We start from the raw sequence: 16,096 nt of genomic DNA, 5'->3' as shown, positions 1-16,096 counted from the left end.
GACGAAAAGGGAGTGCTGAGCAGTGGCATTGAAACCGATTTCCAGAATCGCGGCGGGGGTACAGGCATCAACAACGCTTGTCATCGACTCGCTGTTCAAGCAGATGAAGGCCGAGGGTAAGGATGTGGTCGGCTTTGGCGCGGGTGAGCCGGATTTCCCGACTCCGGAACACATCAAGCAGGCAGGTATCGAAGCAATTGAGAATAACCAGACCCGCTATACGCCGGCAGCCGGTCTGATGGAGCTGCGCGAGGCAGCGTGCTATCGGCTGAAAGCGGATTTCGGTCTCGACTATGAGCCGAAGCAGATTGTCGTGGCTTCGGGCGCGAAGCACTCGGTTTATATCGCGCTGATGACGCTGTGCAACCCGGGCGATGAGGTCGTCATCGCGGCACCTTACTGGGTCAGCTATTCGGAAATGGTGCAGCAGGCGGGCGCGGTGCCGGTGATTGTGACGGCGGAAGAAGAGCAGGACTTCAAGATAACGGCGGCGCAGCTGGAAGCGGCTATCACGGACAAAGCCAAGGTGTTTATGCTCAACTCGCCCTGCAATCCGACGGGTATGGTTTACACCCGCGAGGAGCTGGAAGCGATTGCGGAGGTTTGCTGCCGCAAGAATATCTATGTCATTGCGGATGAGATTTACTGCAACCTGGTGTACGATGATATTGAATTTGTTTCCTTTGCGTCACTGAATGAGGATGTGAAGAACCGCACCATTATTGTCAACGGCGTATCCAAGAGCTACGCCATGACCGGCTGGCGCATCGGTTACAGTGCGTCCAATCCGGAGCTGGCGCGCGTGATGAGCAATTATCTGAGCCACTCGACATCCGCTCCCTCTACGATTTCGCAGTATGCGGCCATTGTGGCGCTCAAGGGCCCGCAGGAGGATATGCAGGTGATGAAGCAGGCGTTCGAGGCACGCCGCGACCATTTGGTGGAGCGCATGAACCGCATTGAGGGTGTTTCCTGCATCAAGCCGCAGGGTGCGTTCTATGTGATGATGAACATGAAGAACTTCCTCGGAAAAACCATGTACGGCAAGAAAATCGAGAGCGCGGAGGATTTTGCGCAGCTCTTCCTGGAAAAGGGCTTGGTTGCGACGGTGCCTTGCACCGCGTTTGCCGCACCGGGCTTTGTTCGCTGGAGCTATGCGACCTCGCTGGCGGAGATTGATAAGGGCCTTGACCGGCTGGAGGAGTTTATCAAGAACGCATAAAAATGAACCATATCAAAAGGACGTGCAAAAGCACGTCCTTTTTGTTTCTATATGGAAAGCGGAGAGAGCAGCGGCAGCAGAAGCCGGTATTCGGTGAATTCTCCGCTGGTGTATACTTGTTTGAGCTTGAAGCCAAAGTGGAGGTACATCGGCACGTTTTCACGTGACAGCGTCTCGAGCGCGATCGCCGGATAGCCTTGCGCGGCGGCGTGCTCAATGGCACCTTCCAGCAGTTCGCGCGCAATACCTGTACCGCGGTAGGGCTTTGCTACCGCGAACTGCGCGATATAATACGGCCGGCCGCAATAGCGTTTGTACCAGTTTGCGCTGTGTACCGCCAAAACCGGACGGCTGTTGCGCATAATTTGCGTCAGCAGAGAATTGGGGATGTCACGTAAGGCGCGGCTGTGGCGCAGGGCGTAGAAAAACTGCCCAATCGGGCCAAAGCGGGACAGGCGGCGCGGGTCTGCGCCGACGAGCGCGCCCGCCAGCGTGCCGTCCGGTGCATCGCATACGAACACGTCCCCGCGGGAGAAAAAGTAGCCTTGTCCGAGGCTGAGAATGGTCGGGCCGATTGTGTGGGCGGTTTCCGGGTCGATGCCGGAAAACTGCTGCTGCAATTCCTGCTTTTCGTAAAACTGGTCAAACATCAGCGCGGCCAGTGCCGCGCGGTCTTCCTGCCGGGCTTTTCGCATGATGGCACCTCCTGTATCCCTTGCTGCCCTGATGATAGCATGTGTTTCTGTGTTCGTCAAGCGACAGGGCGCGGCGGCGTGTCAAATACACGGGGCGGGGTGGAGAATTCTTTGTTTATTGTTACAATATGTGCGCGAAACAGGGCGATTTGGCTTGAAATGTGCCGTGTGCAGTGTTAAAATAAATAAGCTGTATAATTGTCTGACCGTTTGCTGTTGCAATCAAAAAAAGATAGAGTTGAAAGGACGACTGACATGAATAACGTGTATGAAAGCCCGCTGTCCTCGCGCTACGCTTCGGACGAGATGCTGTATGTGTTCTCTTCGGATATGAAGTTCTCGACTTGGCGCCGTCTGTGGGTGTCGCTTGCCAAGGCGGAGATGGCGCTTGGCCTGCCTATCACGCAGGAACAGGTCGATGAGATGGAGGCCCACCTGACCGACATTGATTACGATACCGCGCGCGCACGCGAGAAGGAAGTTCGTCATGATGTCATGGCGCATGTGTATACCTTCGGCAAAGCCGCACCCAAGGCGGCCGGTATCATTCATCTGGGCGCGACCAGCGCTTATGTTGGTGACAATACCGATATTATCCAGATTCGTGAGGGCCTGCTGCTGGTGCGCAAAAAGCTCGCGGTTGTGCTGGACAAGCTCGCGCGCTTTGCGGATGCGCACAAGGTGCAGCCGACACTCGGATTCACGCATTTCCAGCCCGCGCAGCTTACTACCGTCGGCAAGCGCGCGACGCTTTGGATGAACGAGCTTCTGATGGATCTGAATGAGGTCGAGTACCGCATCGAAAACCTGCGCATGCTCGGCTCGAAGGGCACGACCGGCACGCAGGCGTCCTTTATGGAACTGTTTGACGGGGACGAAGCCAAGGTCAAGGAGCTGGAAAAGCGCATTGCGGACGATTTTGGGTTTGCAGGTGTTGTTCCGGTATCCGGTCAGACCTATTCGCGCAAGATTGACGCACAGACGCTGGCAACGCTTGCCGGCATTGCCGAATCCGCATCCAAGTTTGCTACCGACCTGCGTCTGCTTCAGCATCTCAAGGAGATTGAGGAGCCGTTTGAAAAGCATCAGATTGGCTCGTCCGCAATGCCGTATAAGCGCAATCCGATGCGTTCCGAGCGTATCTGCGCGCTGGCGCGTTACGTCATCTGTGACAGCCTCAATCCAGCCTTTACCTCCGCAACGCAGTGGTTTGAGCGCACACTGGATGACTCTGCCAACAAGCGCATTTCCGTGCCGGAGGCGTTCCTCGCGGTCGATGCCATTCTTAATATCATGATTAACGTGGTATCCGGTCTGGTGGTTTATCCCAAGGTCATTCATGCGCATGTGATGAACGAACTGCCTTTCATGGCGACCGAGAACATCATGATGGACGCAGTCAAGCGCGGCGGCAACCGGCAGGAGCTGCATGAGCGCATCCGTGAGCATTCGATGGCAGCCGGTAAGCGGATTAAGGAAGAGGGTCTGGACAACGACCTGATTGATCGCATCGCAGCAGACCCGATGTTCGGCATGACGCGTGAGCAAATTCTCGAGCATCTGGACCCGGCGGCTTACATCGGCCGCTGCCCGTCTCAGGTGGACGAGTTCCTCAGTGAGTGCGTCCGTCCGGCGATTGCACCTTATCTGGAGGGGGAAGAGGTTACCGTGGAGATCAACCTGTAAGCATGCGGCGCGCTGAGGTTGACTTTTAAGTAGTTTCGCAGTATACTACTCTAGCTGTGAAAGAAAACGAAGGAGGCAGAAAAATTGAAGAAAAGTGTGATTTCCTTCATTGCTGTCATGCTCTTGATTATTTTCCTGGGTGTGACCGCAGTGACAGGTGTGTATATTCCGGGGGGCTGGACGATGCCGTTCCGGGATACGGCGGCATCGGATACCGCTGATACGACAGACACCACTGCGGATGATACGGCAAACCAAACCGCAACGGATCAAACATTGACCGATAGCACCACGGAGGAAGCCGCGGAGACAGCGGAAGAAACGACGGCGGACTCTCTCAAGGCTATCATTCCGAGTGTGCTGGACACCGAAAACGGTATTCGTCTGGGCCTCGACTTGGTTGGCGGTTCGCGTATTGTGTATGAAGCACAGATTCCGGACGGCTATGATATGTCCAATCTGGCGGATGATATGAACTCGGTTCAGAAGGTCATCCGTCAGCGCCTGACCGATAAGGGCTTTACCGAAGCGACCGTCACCCTGACGGGCGATAATCGTGTGACGGTTGAGATTCCGCAGATCACCAATCCGGAAGAGGCGGTGCAGACGCTCGGTACGACCGCGCAACTGCTCTTTATGGATGCGGACGGCAAGGAATGGCTGACCGGCGAGGACATTGCCAAGGCTTCCTACGGATATGGCAAGCCGACCGGTACCGAAGTGACTGACGAACACTATGTTCAGGTGCAGTTCACCAGCGAGGGCCGCGAAAAGTTCGCTGAGGCTACCGCATCGGTGGCGGCTCGTTCGACGGCGAACGGCGGCGACGGCATGAATCAGCTGTTTATCGTCATGGATGATCAGGTGATCTCTTATCCGTCGGTTAGTGAAAAAATCGACAACGATTCCTGTGTTATCTCGGGCAGCTTTACCCGTGAAAGCGCACAGGAACTGGCTGACCTGATTAATGCCGGCCAGATTCCGTTCTCGCTGACGCAGGTGGAGCTGCGTTCGGTCGGCCCGCAGCTGGGCGCGGACGCGATGCGCACTTCTCTGATTGCCGGTGCAATCGGCGTGCTTCTGGTCTGCCTGTTCATGCTGATCGTTTACCGCATCCCCGGTCTGGTTGCATGCCTTGCACTGGGCTTCTATATCGTAATTGAAGCGCTGATCTTCAGCCTCATTCGTGTCAACCTGTCCCTGCCGGGCATTGCGGGTATCATCTTGTCAATCGGTATGGCGGTGGATGCCAACGTCGTTATCTTTGAGCGCATTAAAGAAGAACTGCGCGCGGGCAAGACGGTCAAGAGCGCAATCGAGTCGGGCTTTAAGCGTGCGTTTACCGCAATTCTGGACTCTAACGTAACCACGTTGATTGCAGCAGCGGTTCTGTTCTTCCTCGGCACCGGTACGATCGTCGGCTTTGCGACCACGCTGGGCATTGGCGTTATCGTTTCCATGTTCACGGCACTGACCGTAACCCACTTCCTGCTCAACCGCATGGTGGATTTCCACATCCGCAGCCCCAAGGCGTACGGCCTGAACGACCATGCGCTGCGTCCGCGATTTGCGGTTCTGAAGAACTTCAAGATTTTCGGCGGCATTTCGATTTTGCTGGTTTTGACCGGTCTGGTTTCGCTGATTCTACTGCCGTTCGGTCAGAACTTCTTCAACCTGAGCATCGACTTTGCGGGCGGTACCGAAATGGAGTTTGCAATGCATCAGGCGGTCGACCAGAATCTCCAGACCGAGATTGGCGACCTGTTTAAAGAGGTTACCGGCACGGAGGCTTCCTCTGTCACCTCTTCGGGCGATAACAATGAGAACGTGCTGATTCGTTCGACCTCGATTGACTCGCAGAAGCGTGAGGCTGTCATCGAAAAGATGACGGAAACCTATGGTTTGACCGAGGATGATATCTACAACAACAACGACGTTTCTGCGTCGGTTGGTTCCGACCTGCAGCGCGCTGCGTTCCTGTGCGCGATTGTTGCGATTGTGTTGATGCTGATTTATATCACCATCCGCTTTGAGCTGACCAGCGGTTTGGCAGCGATTGTCTGCCTGGTACACGACCTGCTGATCATGCTGTCGGTCTATGTCTGGCTGCAGATTCCGCTGGACACCAACTTCATCGCTGCGGCGCTGACTATTTTCGGTTACTCGATCAACGCGTCGATCATCGTATTTGACCGCGTGCGTGAGAATCTGCGCACCGCGCGCAAGGAGCCGTTTGAGGCGGTGGCGGAGCGCAGCGTATGGCAGACCATGGGCCGTACGATCAATACTTCGCTGACCACGCTGTTCACGGTTGGCATGATCTATATTCTGGGTGTACCGTCGCTCAAGCAGTTTACGCTGCCGCTGATTGTCGGCATTCTGGCGGGCGCTTGGTCGTCTATCATGCTGTCCTCCAGCTTGTGGGGCTTCTTCCGCAAGAAGTTCCGCAAAAAGCGCATCTAATTCGGATGAAAAAAGGCCGGGCAAAATGCCCGGCCTTTCATGATTTGTCTGACACAGGGAAAAAGAAACAGACAACAAAGATAACTAAGGGTTGTTTGTCTATCATAGCAGAAGAAGGGAGAAAAGCCATGCGAATCGGAATGTCAACTGCGTGTTTCTATCCGCAGCCGCTGGAAGAGGCCCTGCCGATTATCGCCGGGCTGGGTGTGCGCGCAATTGAAATATTTTTCAATACCGAAAGCGAATTTCAGCCGCGCTTTTATGAGGCCCTGGGGACGCAGGCGCGCAGTCTGGGACTGGACGTGGTATCCGTGCATCCCTATACTTCGCTGATGGAAGGAATGCTGCTGTTTTCCGATTATGCGCGCCGCACGGAGGACGGACTGATGCAGTATCAGCGGTATTTTGAGTGCGCGGCGGCGCTGGGGGCGCGGTTTTTGACCTTTCACGGGGAACGCCATATGGGGCAGCAGGATGATCCGGTCCACTGGGAGCGCAAATGCGCGGTTTATCAGCGGCTTTGTGAAATCGGCACAGCCTGCGGCGTGACGCTTGCCCAGGAAAATGTCGCATGGTGCCGGTCGCGCGATCCGGCGTTCATCCATGCTCTGTACCGCGATGTGCCTGCGCTGCACTATACGTTGGATGTCAAACAGGCGTATCGCGCGGGACAGAGTTGGAAGGCATTCATGGATGCAATGGGGGAGCGGCTGGTCAATGTGCATATTAACGACTTCTCTTCTGAGCAAAGTTGCCTAATGCCCGGTGAAGGCATCATGGATTATGCGGATTTCTTTTCACGGCTGCGTATGAAAGGGTATGACGGTCATACCATTATTGAGGTTTATCGAACCAACTTTGATGTACCGGAGGAGCTGGAACGTGCGGTGCGCACGCTAAGCCGGTTTGCATCGGTATGAAGCAGGAAAAGAGAGACGCAGATTAGGGTGTGTCGATTGACTTTATACCACAAGCGGTGGTATAATAAGGGAAAATACAGGACTGTATACCGGTTTGCAAGGGGGAAACGTAATGAAATGTCCGTTTTGCGGGTTTGATGACAGCAAGGTAGTCGATTCCCGACCGACTGACGAGGGAACGAGTATCCGTCGCCGAAGAGAATGTCTCAAATGTCTCAAGCGTTTTACCACCTATGAAACAGTGGAGCGGATGCCGCTGATGCTGGTCAAGCGTGACGGCACACGGCAGGCCTATGACCGGCAGAAACTGCTGGGCGGCCTTATGAAAGCGTGTGAAAAACGACCGGTATCGCTCATTCAGCTCGAGCAAATCGTGGATAATGTCGAGCAAAAGGTGTTCGGCTCGCTGGAAACTGAGGTGTCCAGTAAAGTGATTGGGGAGCTGGTGATGGAGCAGCTGCGCAAGGTCGATGAGGTGGCTTATGTGCGCTTTGCTTCGGTCTACCGGCAGTTTAAGGATATCAATACCTTTATGGAGGAACTTAATACCCTGCTTAAGGATAAGTGATTTGTCACCATCCCTCACAAAACCGGCATAATGTCCGGGAAAGAAGCGCATAAACCGGGAAAAGAAGATCGAGGACTCAAGGCATGGAAAGTGCTTTGGGTCTTTTTTTATTGGGTAAAAGGGGGATGAAAAGGGAAGAAAAGTTGCAAAAAGAGGGAAAACGAAAAACGGGCAAAAAGAAAAAATGTCGATTTTAGAGAGATTTTCGGACTGTTTTAGGTGAGACGGAATGGAAAAGGGAGAAATTGAAGCAGATCGAACGGAATGGGCTGGGAATGGAAGAGAATGGAGCAAATGGGGCGTATTCAGCATAGAAAAGTTCCGAATTTCGCATCACATAATTATTCGGAGTTTACAGTTCCTTACAGATATTGGACGGATCTTGTGTTGCAAATCCGGCGCCAAGAGCCAAAAAAGTGCGTTTTTTACGGAAAAATTGCTTGTTTTTGCAGGGATAATAACAGGGAGTTTAAGGATAATTGCAATTATGCAAGGATTTTCGATATGGATAGAAGAAAAGGAAAGTCAGAAATGTTATGAGTTATAGAATGAAACATTAGATTAAGGGGAGTTTGTATAGTCAAAAGTTCGGAAATTTATTTTTCAGAAATAATGGATTTATGCGGAGATTTTGAAGGGAAAACGCAAAAAGCTCAGCGTAATTTAAAGAATTAAAGGAGGGTGCGTCATGGAAAAGCAGGGCAAACGGACAAGGGAAATCCGCTTTTACAGTGAGAAGAATAAGGCAATGTGCAGCGTTCACACTACCGGTGCGCGAGACTACACCAAATGGTTAGAGGAACGGGAGAATGTTCGCGGTTACGAGGTCAACGTCGCTTGGGACACCGCCTTTCTCAGTCGGGTTGATCGGGTGGACATCCGCGGCTCGTATCTCACTACAGACTGGACAAGCAATTTCCGCTTGTTCTTCACAGACGGTCATATCGGCATCCGGGAGATGATCTTGAAACGGAAGCTGCATGAGCGCGCCTATGTGGAAAAGCTGGAGCTGTCTCGTCGGTACTGGAAAGCACAGGGCATCGAGGATTGGAAATTGGTAATGGAGGAATGAGAATGTTTATCAAGGTGCTGGAGGAGATCTACCATGTGTTACGACAGGAAACAGACGGCTGCTGGGTGATTCGGTTCGAGAACCCGCAGCGACCGCAGTTTCTGTCTGCTGCACAGATGGAGGTCTGTCAACGCGTGCCTGCTCCCAAACGATATCTGCAAAGCACAGATCGCAAGCGTAAGCCAACCGAATCGGAGCGAAAAAAACTGGCCATGCTGCAACCGATGATAGACGAACCGCACTGCATTTCGAATCTCAGACAGCGAAGGAGCTGGCCGAACAGATCGCAGAAAAGCACCATACCACGCCGAGACGGATTTACCAGCTGTACCTGCTGTATCTGGCGCAGGACAGCCTGATGCCAAAACCGAGGGAACGGTATATGGAGAGCGATACGGAGGTTTTCCAAATCTATCGGCAGGCCATCGAAACGCTGTACTACTCAGCCAAGCGTCCGTCCTTGCGGTCGGTCTACGACTGTATGCTGCTCGAGCACTTCACAGACGATAACGGCAAGCTGCTGGAGGGTCACCCTACATGGCACAGCTTCCGGCAGTATTACTATTCTCACGGATTGCACAAGGGCAGCCAGAAACAGATCAGCAGGGAGGGGCTGACCAACTACCAGCGCAACCACCGGATGCTGTTCGGCAACGCGCAGAACTGGAAAAGTCAGATCGGCTGCTATCAGATGGATGCCACACAGGGAGACCTTTATCTGGTGTCCAGTCTTGACCCAAACACCGTGATCGGCAGACCGAACCTGTATCTGGCAGTCGATACGGTTACCGGTCTGATCGCCGGATTTTACGCAGGCATGGAGGCTGGAGAGCAGGCGGTGCTGTACTGTATAGCCAACGCTGCGCAGGACAAGGTGAAGTTCTGTGCCAAGTACGGCATCACGATCACCGCAGACCAATGGCCGAGCGCAGGACTGCCGGGAGAGATCGTTACAGACCGTGGCCGGGAGTTTTGTGGGTCTCGAATTGACGCACTCTGTAAACGGTACGGCATTGAACGTGAAAGTCTGCCACCGTTCCGTCCGGATCAGAAGGGGCTGGTGGAAAAGAGTTTCAGTTTGATTCAGAATCATTACACCGTAGCCCTTCGTGGTAAGGGCATGATTGAAGCGGACGCACAGGAACGCTGGGCGACCGATTACCGCAAGCAGGCGTCGCTCACCATGAACGATTACATCAAGCTGCTGATCCATACGGTCGTTTATCTCAACAGCGCAAGGGTGCTGAGAAATTATACCCTTACAGACGAGATGTTGTGCGATCATGTGACCCCGACGGCTTCTGGATTGTGGCACTGGTTTGCCGAGATGGGACGGAGCACTCTTCTGGCGTTAGAGGAACAGGAATATTCCATGTTGGCCCTTTCACAGGGAGAAGTTACCGTAGATCGACATGGGGTTCGGTTCCGTGGCTTCCACTATGGAGCACTGGCCTTTCGCAGTCTGCTGGAAAAGCTGAGGAACAGCAAGGTAACAGTGGCATACGACCCGGAACGTACTGACCTGCTGTATCTGATTCAGGACGGTGAATATTTGCAGCTACCCTTGACCAAAGCAGATCGACGGTATCGAAAACTGTATCTTACAGAAGCACAGCAGTATCGAAACGCAGAGCAGAACGCCAAGCAGCAGTGTGACGCAGCCGAAGTACAGGCGCGGGTCGATCTGATGCGGGACATCCAGACTATCACAACCAAACGATAAAAAGGAGGAAAGCACCATGTCGGACAATCCCTATCTGGACAGCGTACCCGAAGAACTGAGCAAATCGGACTTCGTACAGCAAATCAAAAGTACACCCGATTTTGCAGGTGTGCCGATGACCAACCGCATCGCCAAAGTGGGTGAGCTGTTTGTGCCGATGGATTACATGTACACGGTTTATGATCTGCTGCTTCGCGCAATTCGCACCACCTATCTGACCATAACCATGCTGGACACGATACGCCAGATACAGGGGCTGCGGCAGGAGAGCGTTTCCAGCTTCGCAACAGAGGCAGAAAGCGGTTCGATTTTGGGGGTTCCCGGCGTTGGCAAAAGCTCCACGGTCCGGCGGTGCTTGTCCCTCATTCCTCAGTGCGTGACGCACAGCGAATACAACGGCAAGCCGTTCTACAAAAAGCAGATCCTGCATCTGTTTGTCGAGTGCCCGTCCGACTGCTCGGTGAAAACACTGGCGTACAGCATCATTGCAGCCGTGGACCGTGCGATCGGTTCGGAGTATTTTCGGTTTGCTGCCAAACAGAGCCGGTTGTCTGCCAGTGCGCTGGTGACGCAGGTGAAAATCATCTGCCTGAACCATGCGGTTGGTGTGATCGTGGTCGATGAGATCCAGAACGCCATTCAGACGGCGGTACATAACAAGCAGGTAAGACCGCTCATCAAGTTTCTGGTGGAGCTGGTCAACGAAACATGCACCAGCATTTACTTTATCGGGACCTCGGAAGCAGAACAGCTGTTTTGTCGGCAGGAGCATTTGCAGCGCCGTACCCGTGGACTTCGGCTTTTGCCCTTACGTCCGGATGCAGGATATCGTCAGTTTCTCGAACAGATCTGGCAGTTTCAGATCACAGAAAAGTACATGCCGCTTACCGACCGTGTGGCTAATCTGATCTATGACCACTCCGGCGGGATTCCGTCTTACATTATGCAGATTTTCCAGCAGGGACAGGCCCAGACCATTCAAGCCGAGCGAGAGCAGATGGATGAAAAGCTGCTCAAACAGGGCATTGAGCTGCTCAACCTGAGTGTGCCCAAGAAGTTTCCAACCGGAATATCGCTTTCGGATTTTACGGTGTCCGAGGTTGTGAGCGAGCCAGCCGCACTTCCGGAGCAGTCGAGACAGGATGAGCTGACACAGGGTAAGCCGCAGGTAGTGCCTCGTCTGTACGCCAACCCTCGTGGACGCAAAGCCGTAATCAGAAACAATCTGGATTTGATTGAACTGTGGAAGCGCAAGCAGGAGACAGAGAAAACCGTACAGGGCATGGAGAACTTGGGATTGATAGAGAGGGGATTGCCATGATCGGCTTCTTTCCGCAGCTATATCCGGACGAATTATGGTACAGAGTAATCATGCGGTACCATCTGAATGCTGGGCGGAGGAACTGGTAAATGCGTTAAATAAAAATCAGAAATGGAGCGATATTCCAGAAGTACTGCGGTCTCAGCTGGAGGAGATGGAGTACGTTGGTGATGATGAGCAGAGAAATCTGTATATTATCGATGATGTTTTCACGGCGTCAGAAATTTACGAAATAACGAAATGCTATAAGGAAAACGAGCAGTTGAACGAAGGCCGTTTGGTAGTTATGATTGACTATTTGCAGCGGCTTGTGAATAAAGACGTAACAAATAGTGAGCGCCAGACGGTTGAAAAGAATTTGAATGCGCTCCAGCGGATTTACAAAGAGCTGAACGTTGCAGTGGTTTGTATTTCCAGCCTCAACCGTTTAACCTACGGTCAGCCGATTAAAAAGTCGATCGTTATAGAAACGGGTCAAATTGAATATGATACTGCGGTATTGATTGGTTTACAGAGGCAGGGGATGCATAAATTGGATGGATTGTCTGACAAGGAGCGTATGAAAGTTGCAGCAGAAATGGGATTGGATGGTCCCGACAGAAAGAATAAGGATGGTTCTGTCTCATGCGAATTGGTCGTTGTAAAAAATCGAAATGGAGAAAATGCAGATTGGGCTACGAATAAGTATATTCAAACCGGACAGTGGATCTTTTCACAGCGCATTGATCGAAAATATGGTAAAAAAGCGTTGCAAGCGTTCTTGACAGCAATCACCGAACCAGCTCAGGCGGGTAACCCTTCTCCGCAACACGGAGAAGGGCGCTGGGTCTGGACGGATGTAGAATCGAGCCGGTATCAGGGACGTTGGTTTCCACGGGTAAAAAGAGTTTATCCGCCGGATGCATATCAACCGATGGCTAAGGATTTTTGTATCGCAACGGATCATTGGGGGAAGGGAAGCAATAGTGTGAATCATGCGGTGGCTCTTGCAAATTATTCTCCGTATCCGGTACTGTTGGCAGATACGCAGGAGAAAAACTCTCTGATGAATCAGTACTGCGAAGAAAATCATATTTGTGTAGTACCGATTTCCGGTATGCCGGGAGATTATATGCGTCCTAACGGCAAGATTATTGTGGATCGAAAGGACAGCCTGTCGGAATTGTATCATAATTTCTCCAAGGGAACGAGTTGGGCATCTTACGCAGTAGCAGCACAATTAGCAGGAGCAGAAGGAAAGAAACTGGTTTTTGTAATTGCTGTTGATCCAAAGGACAATGTGCGTTGCCTCGATGATTTATCGGCCTGGTAGGGACAGCTCCTAAATGAGACGATTGTGAATGGAGCCAATCTGCTCGAGCAACTGAAACGGTATCAGAAGCTTTTTCAGAATACTCGATTTTACTTTGTTTTGCGGCATGCTCAGTGCGCTGCGATCTGGCGGTTAGTATGCACGTAATAATGATTGATACAAGAATAACTCTGATTGATTTTTCGGGCTTGGTGTGGAACGGATCTGCGCGCCCCTTTAGAAATGGTCCATCGTTTGTTAAGCATGCCGGAATGTGATATTACAACACCCTCCGGCGGGCATTATGCAATGATGTCAATAAATATACCCTTGTTGTAAATGTATGCGTGTAGAAGCAGGCTATGATCGAGTGTGAAAAATAACAGGTGTTTTGCGAGACAAGTCCAAGTGGCTGTTTGGACACGAAAAAACCGCCAGAATGGCGGGTTTTTGTCATGGAAATGAAATCAACCTTTTCTGTTACAAATGCAAGGTAAAGATCAGGCAGATCGGGGAGAACCGATTTTACGTTATGCCCACGCATCCATCAACAGGACGTCCCGTATCTTGCCGCGCCGGACAATATCCTTGAGCTGCACCGAGTTAAACAGGTCGGTCAGATATTGCCTGCAGGGTTCTGCTTCAAAGTGCAGGTTGGACAGATAGGGCATGCCGCCGGCAGTCAGATACTTCTGGAAGCACTGAGCAGGCGTCGCTTCCGGAAATACCGTGTGATACAACTGGATAAACTCTTCAAACGAAAAGGGATAGATGACGAATTCAACGTATCGTCCGCCCAGATAGGTGGCCAGCTCACCGGACAGCAGTTTCGCATTGGAGCCGGTGATATAGATGTCGCAATCCATTTCCACGCGGAAGGAATTGACGCATTTTTCCCAGCTGTCCGCCTCTTGGATTTCGTCAAAGAACAGATAGACCTTGCCGCCCATTCCGGCAGTGCGTTGGAGGATCTCGTCATGCAGTGCCTGCGGCGTACACAGATGGCTGTTGCGCATATCTTCAAAGTTGATCGTGATACAGTGCTCGGCGGAAACCCTGTTGGAAAGCAGCTCCTCCCGAATCAGTTCCAGCATGACCGACTTGCCGCTGCGGCGCATGCCTGTCATCACCTTGATGAGATCGCTGCCGATAAACGGCCGAATCCGGTTCCTATAGCGTTCGCATAAAATTATAGCGCAGTCGCCTCTTTTTGTGATCGGTTAGTTCTCACAATAATCCGTGCACTTGAAAAAATGGAAATTATAAAGATTTTATCAGATATAACCTATAAAATTGGAAAAGCAAATAGCTGGAATGTATCTCGTAATACCCAGTAGTTCCAGACCGCGATGAACAGCACCGGTATTGTAGCCGCGATCCAATGCAATGCTTTGCATTGGAACCCCATTTTTAATCTGTCGCTCTAAGTGTCGTAAAACCAGTAAGCGCTCTTTTTCGTTGGCTGGGTTATACATCTACACCTGTTATGAATCTCGTACTTTCAGTCTACAGTCGTTTCCATCAAATAGCCAATGCCACTCTTTTTTCCGTGGTTTATGCAGCCGCTGTCTGGAGCAGTTTTGCTGGTAGTGCGACGCTTTTTGATCGTCTTAGTCGGTGGCTTTTTAAAACCGGGCTGTTTTAAGAACTCTTCGTCTAAGCGATTCAGATAACTCTGCATGCTCAATGCCGTTTCCAGTTCGGTTTCAATCCAGCTATCTTTGGAAACATTTGCTGGCAGATATGTCCCGTCAGCTGCCAATTCCTTTCCGTCAACCAAGCCACTCTGTACACAGCGTCGGACGATTTCCAAAACACCTGTTGAAACAACTGACCTTCGTTCCACTTGCACAGTCTTGTTTTACTGAACGTAGAGTGATCCGGAATTTTATCTGCAAGCGCAAAACCACAGAACCACCGATACGCAAATTTAACGGGATGTCCTAAACCAAGCGACGTTCTGATTGAATCCCATACAAGTACCCAACCAGCAACATTTTAAACATACTCACAGGGTCAATGAATGGGCGACCGTTTGAGGGGATAATATGGCTGCAAAATATCATAAATAAAATCGAATGAAATGACTCGTGAAATTCTTTGCAGCAAATGATTGCTTGGAATCAACTCGGATAAATCCATGATCATCATGCTCATTTGTCCGCTCTGTCGTCCCATCATGCATAATGCCTCCCTTGATTCCTACTTGATTCCTATTAATCATAGGGATTGCAGAATGAGGACTTTGTCAACAGATCCTCGATGATACGCTATCGTAAATAATTTGTACTATCAGATTGGCAAACTGTATGTTGCAAAGCATGCGGCGGATTATAAAAGCGATTTTGCTGACATGATTGGTTCGGAAGGCGATTGGTCGGATATCAATAAACATATTAGGAATGGTATAGCGTTGAGTCATCACATTTGCTTATAGAATGAAATTAGGAGCAAGCGTGTGAGACCTATTGTGTAAAGAATATAGATGTTGATTGAAAATGTAAGAAATTAACTTATGATAATGCCTGATTTTGCATTTGGATATATAATCTTATTATGATGAATGTCATAATAGGGGGGATTATATGGATTGGATTTCGGGAAAAAGCCATTGTTGCCGTATTACCCTTCAACTCTAGTCATGCTATGGAGTAGTACCCTGTAAGTGCAGTCGCAAATTCCCCAAAAATCTGTTAAACTGAACGAACAGAGACGGAGGGGATCGCAATGAAACGTTACAGCAAAGAATTTAAGGAAGAAGCACTGAAGCTGTCGGATGAGATCGGCGTAAAGAAAGCCGCGCAGCAGCTCGGCATCGCATACTTCACGCTGGCGGACTGGCGCAGCATACGCCGGAATACACCGCCCGCGAAGCCGCTGAGCGCGGAGGAGCAGATAATTCGCATCCGCGAACTTGAACGGGAGAATGCCGAGCTTCGCACCGCGAACGACATTCTCAAGGATGCACTCGGTTTTTTCGCAAAAGACCGCAAGAAGTAAAAGCGTGTGAGCGGCACCTGTTCGTAGTCGAACGCAAGGGCGTCTACACGGCAAAGGAGATGTGCCGTGTCCTGTGCCTGAGCGAATCCGGCTATTACCGCTGGCTGAGAAACAGGGAAAAGCGGAACAGGCGTC

The 16,096-nt window shown here is 51.4% G+C and carries 17 protein-coding genes; 12 read left to right on the top strand and 5 right to left on the bottom strand.

Annotated features, from left to right (window positions below):
• The first annotated feature begins 28 nt into the window (after positions 1 to 28).
• Complete coding sequence (locus tag ACTQ34_RS01210; RefSeq protein ID WP_441362263.1) at positions 29 to 1,222, top strand: pyridoxal phosphate-dependent aminotransferase; 1,194 nt, start codon at positions 29 to 31, stop codon at positions 1,220 to 1,222.
• Positions 1,223 to 1,269: 47 nt separating this feature from the next.
• Here the strand turns inward: ACTQ34_RS01210 and ACTQ34_RS01205 are convergent, their stop codons facing one another.
• The gene (locus ACTQ34_RS01205) at positions 1,270 to 1,917 is read right to left on the bottom strand and encodes a GNAT family N-acetyltransferase (protein WP_441362110.1); all 648 of its coding nucleotides are present in this window, start codon (positions 1,915 to 1,917) and stop codon (positions 1,270 to 1,272) included.
• Positions 1,918 to 2,172: 255 nt separating this feature from the next.
• Here ACTQ34_RS01205 and purB point away from each other — a divergent pair, with 255 nt between their 5' ends.
• From purB to ACTQ34_RS01155, 10 genes are all read left to right on the top strand, one after another.
• Positions 2,173 to 3,603: an adenylosuccinate lyase gene (gene purB / locus ACTQ34_RS01200; RefSeq protein ID WP_441362109.1), complete on the top strand. Its 1,431-nt coding sequence runs from the start codon at positions 2,173 to 2,175 to the stop codon at positions 3,601 to 3,603.
• Positions 3,604 to 3,687: 84 nt separating this feature from the next.
• Positions 3,688 to 6,066: a protein translocase subunit SecD gene (gene secD / locus ACTQ34_RS01195; protein WP_441362108.1), complete on the top strand. Its 2,379-nt coding sequence runs from the start codon at positions 3,688 to 3,690 to the stop codon at positions 6,064 to 6,066.
• Between the two features lie 128 nt (positions 6,067 to 6,194).
• Entirely contained in the window at positions 6,195 to 6,986 is a 792-nt protein-coding gene (locus tag ACTQ34_RS01190) for a sugar phosphate isomerase/epimerase family protein (protein ID WP_441362107.1), read from the top strand.
• A gap of 112 nt (positions 6,987 to 7,098) precedes the next feature.
• Positions 7,099 to 7,554 carry a transcriptional regulator NrdR gene (gene nrdR, locus ACTQ34_RS01185; protein WP_441362106.1) on the top strand — a complete coding sequence of 152 codons (456 nt, stop codon included), beginning with the start codon at positions 7,099 to 7,101 and terminating at the stop codon, positions 7,552 to 7,554.
• Between the two features lie 229 nt (positions 7,555 to 7,783).
• The gene (locus ACTQ34_RS01180; RefSeq protein WP_441362105.1) at positions 7,784 to 8,101 is read left to right on the top strand and encodes a hypothetical protein; all 318 of its coding nucleotides are present in this window, start codon (positions 7,784 to 7,786) and stop codon (positions 8,099 to 8,101) included.
• A 141-nt stretch (positions 8,102 to 8,242) separates the two neighbouring features.
• Positions 8,243 to 8,626 (top strand): hypothetical protein, encoded by a 384-nt coding sequence (locus tag ACTQ34_RS01175; RefSeq protein ID WP_441362104.1) that lies wholly within the window; start codon positions 8,243 to 8,245, stop codon positions 8,624 to 8,626.
• Positions 8,627 to 8,628: 2 nt separating this feature from the next.
• On the top strand, positions 8,629 to 8,985 hold the full coding sequence (locus ACTQ34_RS01170; protein WP_441362103.1) for a hypothetical protein: 357 nt from the start codon (positions 8,629 to 8,631) through the stop codon (positions 8,983 to 8,985).
• The gene (locus tag ACTQ34_RS01165) at positions 8,985 to 10,349 is read left to right on the top strand and encodes a Mu transposase C-terminal domain-containing protein (RefSeq protein ID WP_441362102.1); all 1,365 of its coding nucleotides are present in this window, start codon (positions 8,985 to 8,987) and stop codon (positions 10,347 to 10,349) included. Before ACTQ34_RS01170 ends, ACTQ34_RS01165 begins: the two co-directional genes overlap by 1 nt.
• Before the next feature lie 16 nt (positions 10,350 to 10,365).
• Positions 10,366 to 11,670 (top strand): ATP-binding protein, encoded by a 1,305-nt coding sequence (locus tag ACTQ34_RS01160; RefSeq protein ID WP_441362101.1) that lies wholly within the window; start codon positions 10,366 to 10,368, stop codon positions 11,668 to 11,670.
• A 34-nt stretch (positions 11,671 to 11,704) separates the two neighbouring features.
• Positions 11,705 to 12,982 (top strand): DnaB-like helicase C-terminal domain-containing protein, encoded by a 1,278-nt coding sequence (locus ACTQ34_RS01155; protein ID WP_441362100.1) that lies wholly within the window; start codon positions 11,705 to 11,707, stop codon positions 12,980 to 12,982.
• A gap of 509 nt (positions 12,983 to 13,491) precedes the next feature.
• Here the strand turns inward: ACTQ34_RS01155 and ACTQ34_RS01150 are convergent.
• From ACTQ34_RS01150 to ACTQ34_RS01135, 4 genes are all read right to left on the bottom strand, one after another.
• Positions 13,492 to 14,088: an ATP-binding protein gene (locus ACTQ34_RS01150; RefSeq protein WP_441362262.1), complete on the bottom strand. Its 597-nt coding sequence runs from the start codon at positions 14,086 to 14,088 to the stop codon at positions 13,492 to 13,494.
• 374 nt (positions 14,089 to 14,462) lie between these two features.
• Positions 14,463 to 14,807 carry a hypothetical protein gene (locus ACTQ34_RS01145; RefSeq protein WP_441362099.1) on the bottom strand — a complete coding sequence of 115 codons (345 nt, stop codon included), beginning with the start codon at positions 14,805 to 14,807 and terminating at the stop codon, positions 14,463 to 14,465.
• 97 nt (positions 14,808 to 14,904) lie between these two features.
• The gene (locus ACTQ34_RS01140; RefSeq protein WP_441362261.1) at positions 14,905 to 14,958 is read right to left on the bottom strand and encodes a hypothetical protein; all 54 of its coding nucleotides are present in this window, start codon (positions 14,956 to 14,958) and stop codon (positions 14,905 to 14,907) included.
• A gap of 19 nt (positions 14,959 to 14,977) precedes the next feature.
• Positions 14,978 to 15,142 (bottom strand): hypothetical protein, encoded by a 165-nt coding sequence (locus ACTQ34_RS01135; RefSeq protein WP_441362268.1) that lies wholly within the window; start codon positions 15,140 to 15,142, stop codon positions 14,978 to 14,980.
• 546 nt (positions 15,143 to 15,688) lie between these two features.
• Between ACTQ34_RS01135 and ACTQ34_RS01130 the strand changes: the two genes are divergently transcribed.
• The gene (locus ACTQ34_RS01130; RefSeq protein ID WP_412270935.1) at positions 15,689 to 15,961 is read left to right on the top strand and encodes a transposase; all 273 of its coding nucleotides are present in this window, start codon (positions 15,689 to 15,691) and stop codon (positions 15,959 to 15,961) included.
• Positions 15,962 to 16,096: the final 135 nt, after the last annotated feature.

The sequence above is a fragment of the Agathobaculum sp. LCP25S3_E8 genome (assembly GCF_052117165.1).
GTDB lineage: Bacteria > Bacillota > Clostridia > Oscillospirales > Butyricicoccaceae > Agathobaculum.
This window is presented reverse-complemented; position numbering and strand designations above follow the sequence as displayed.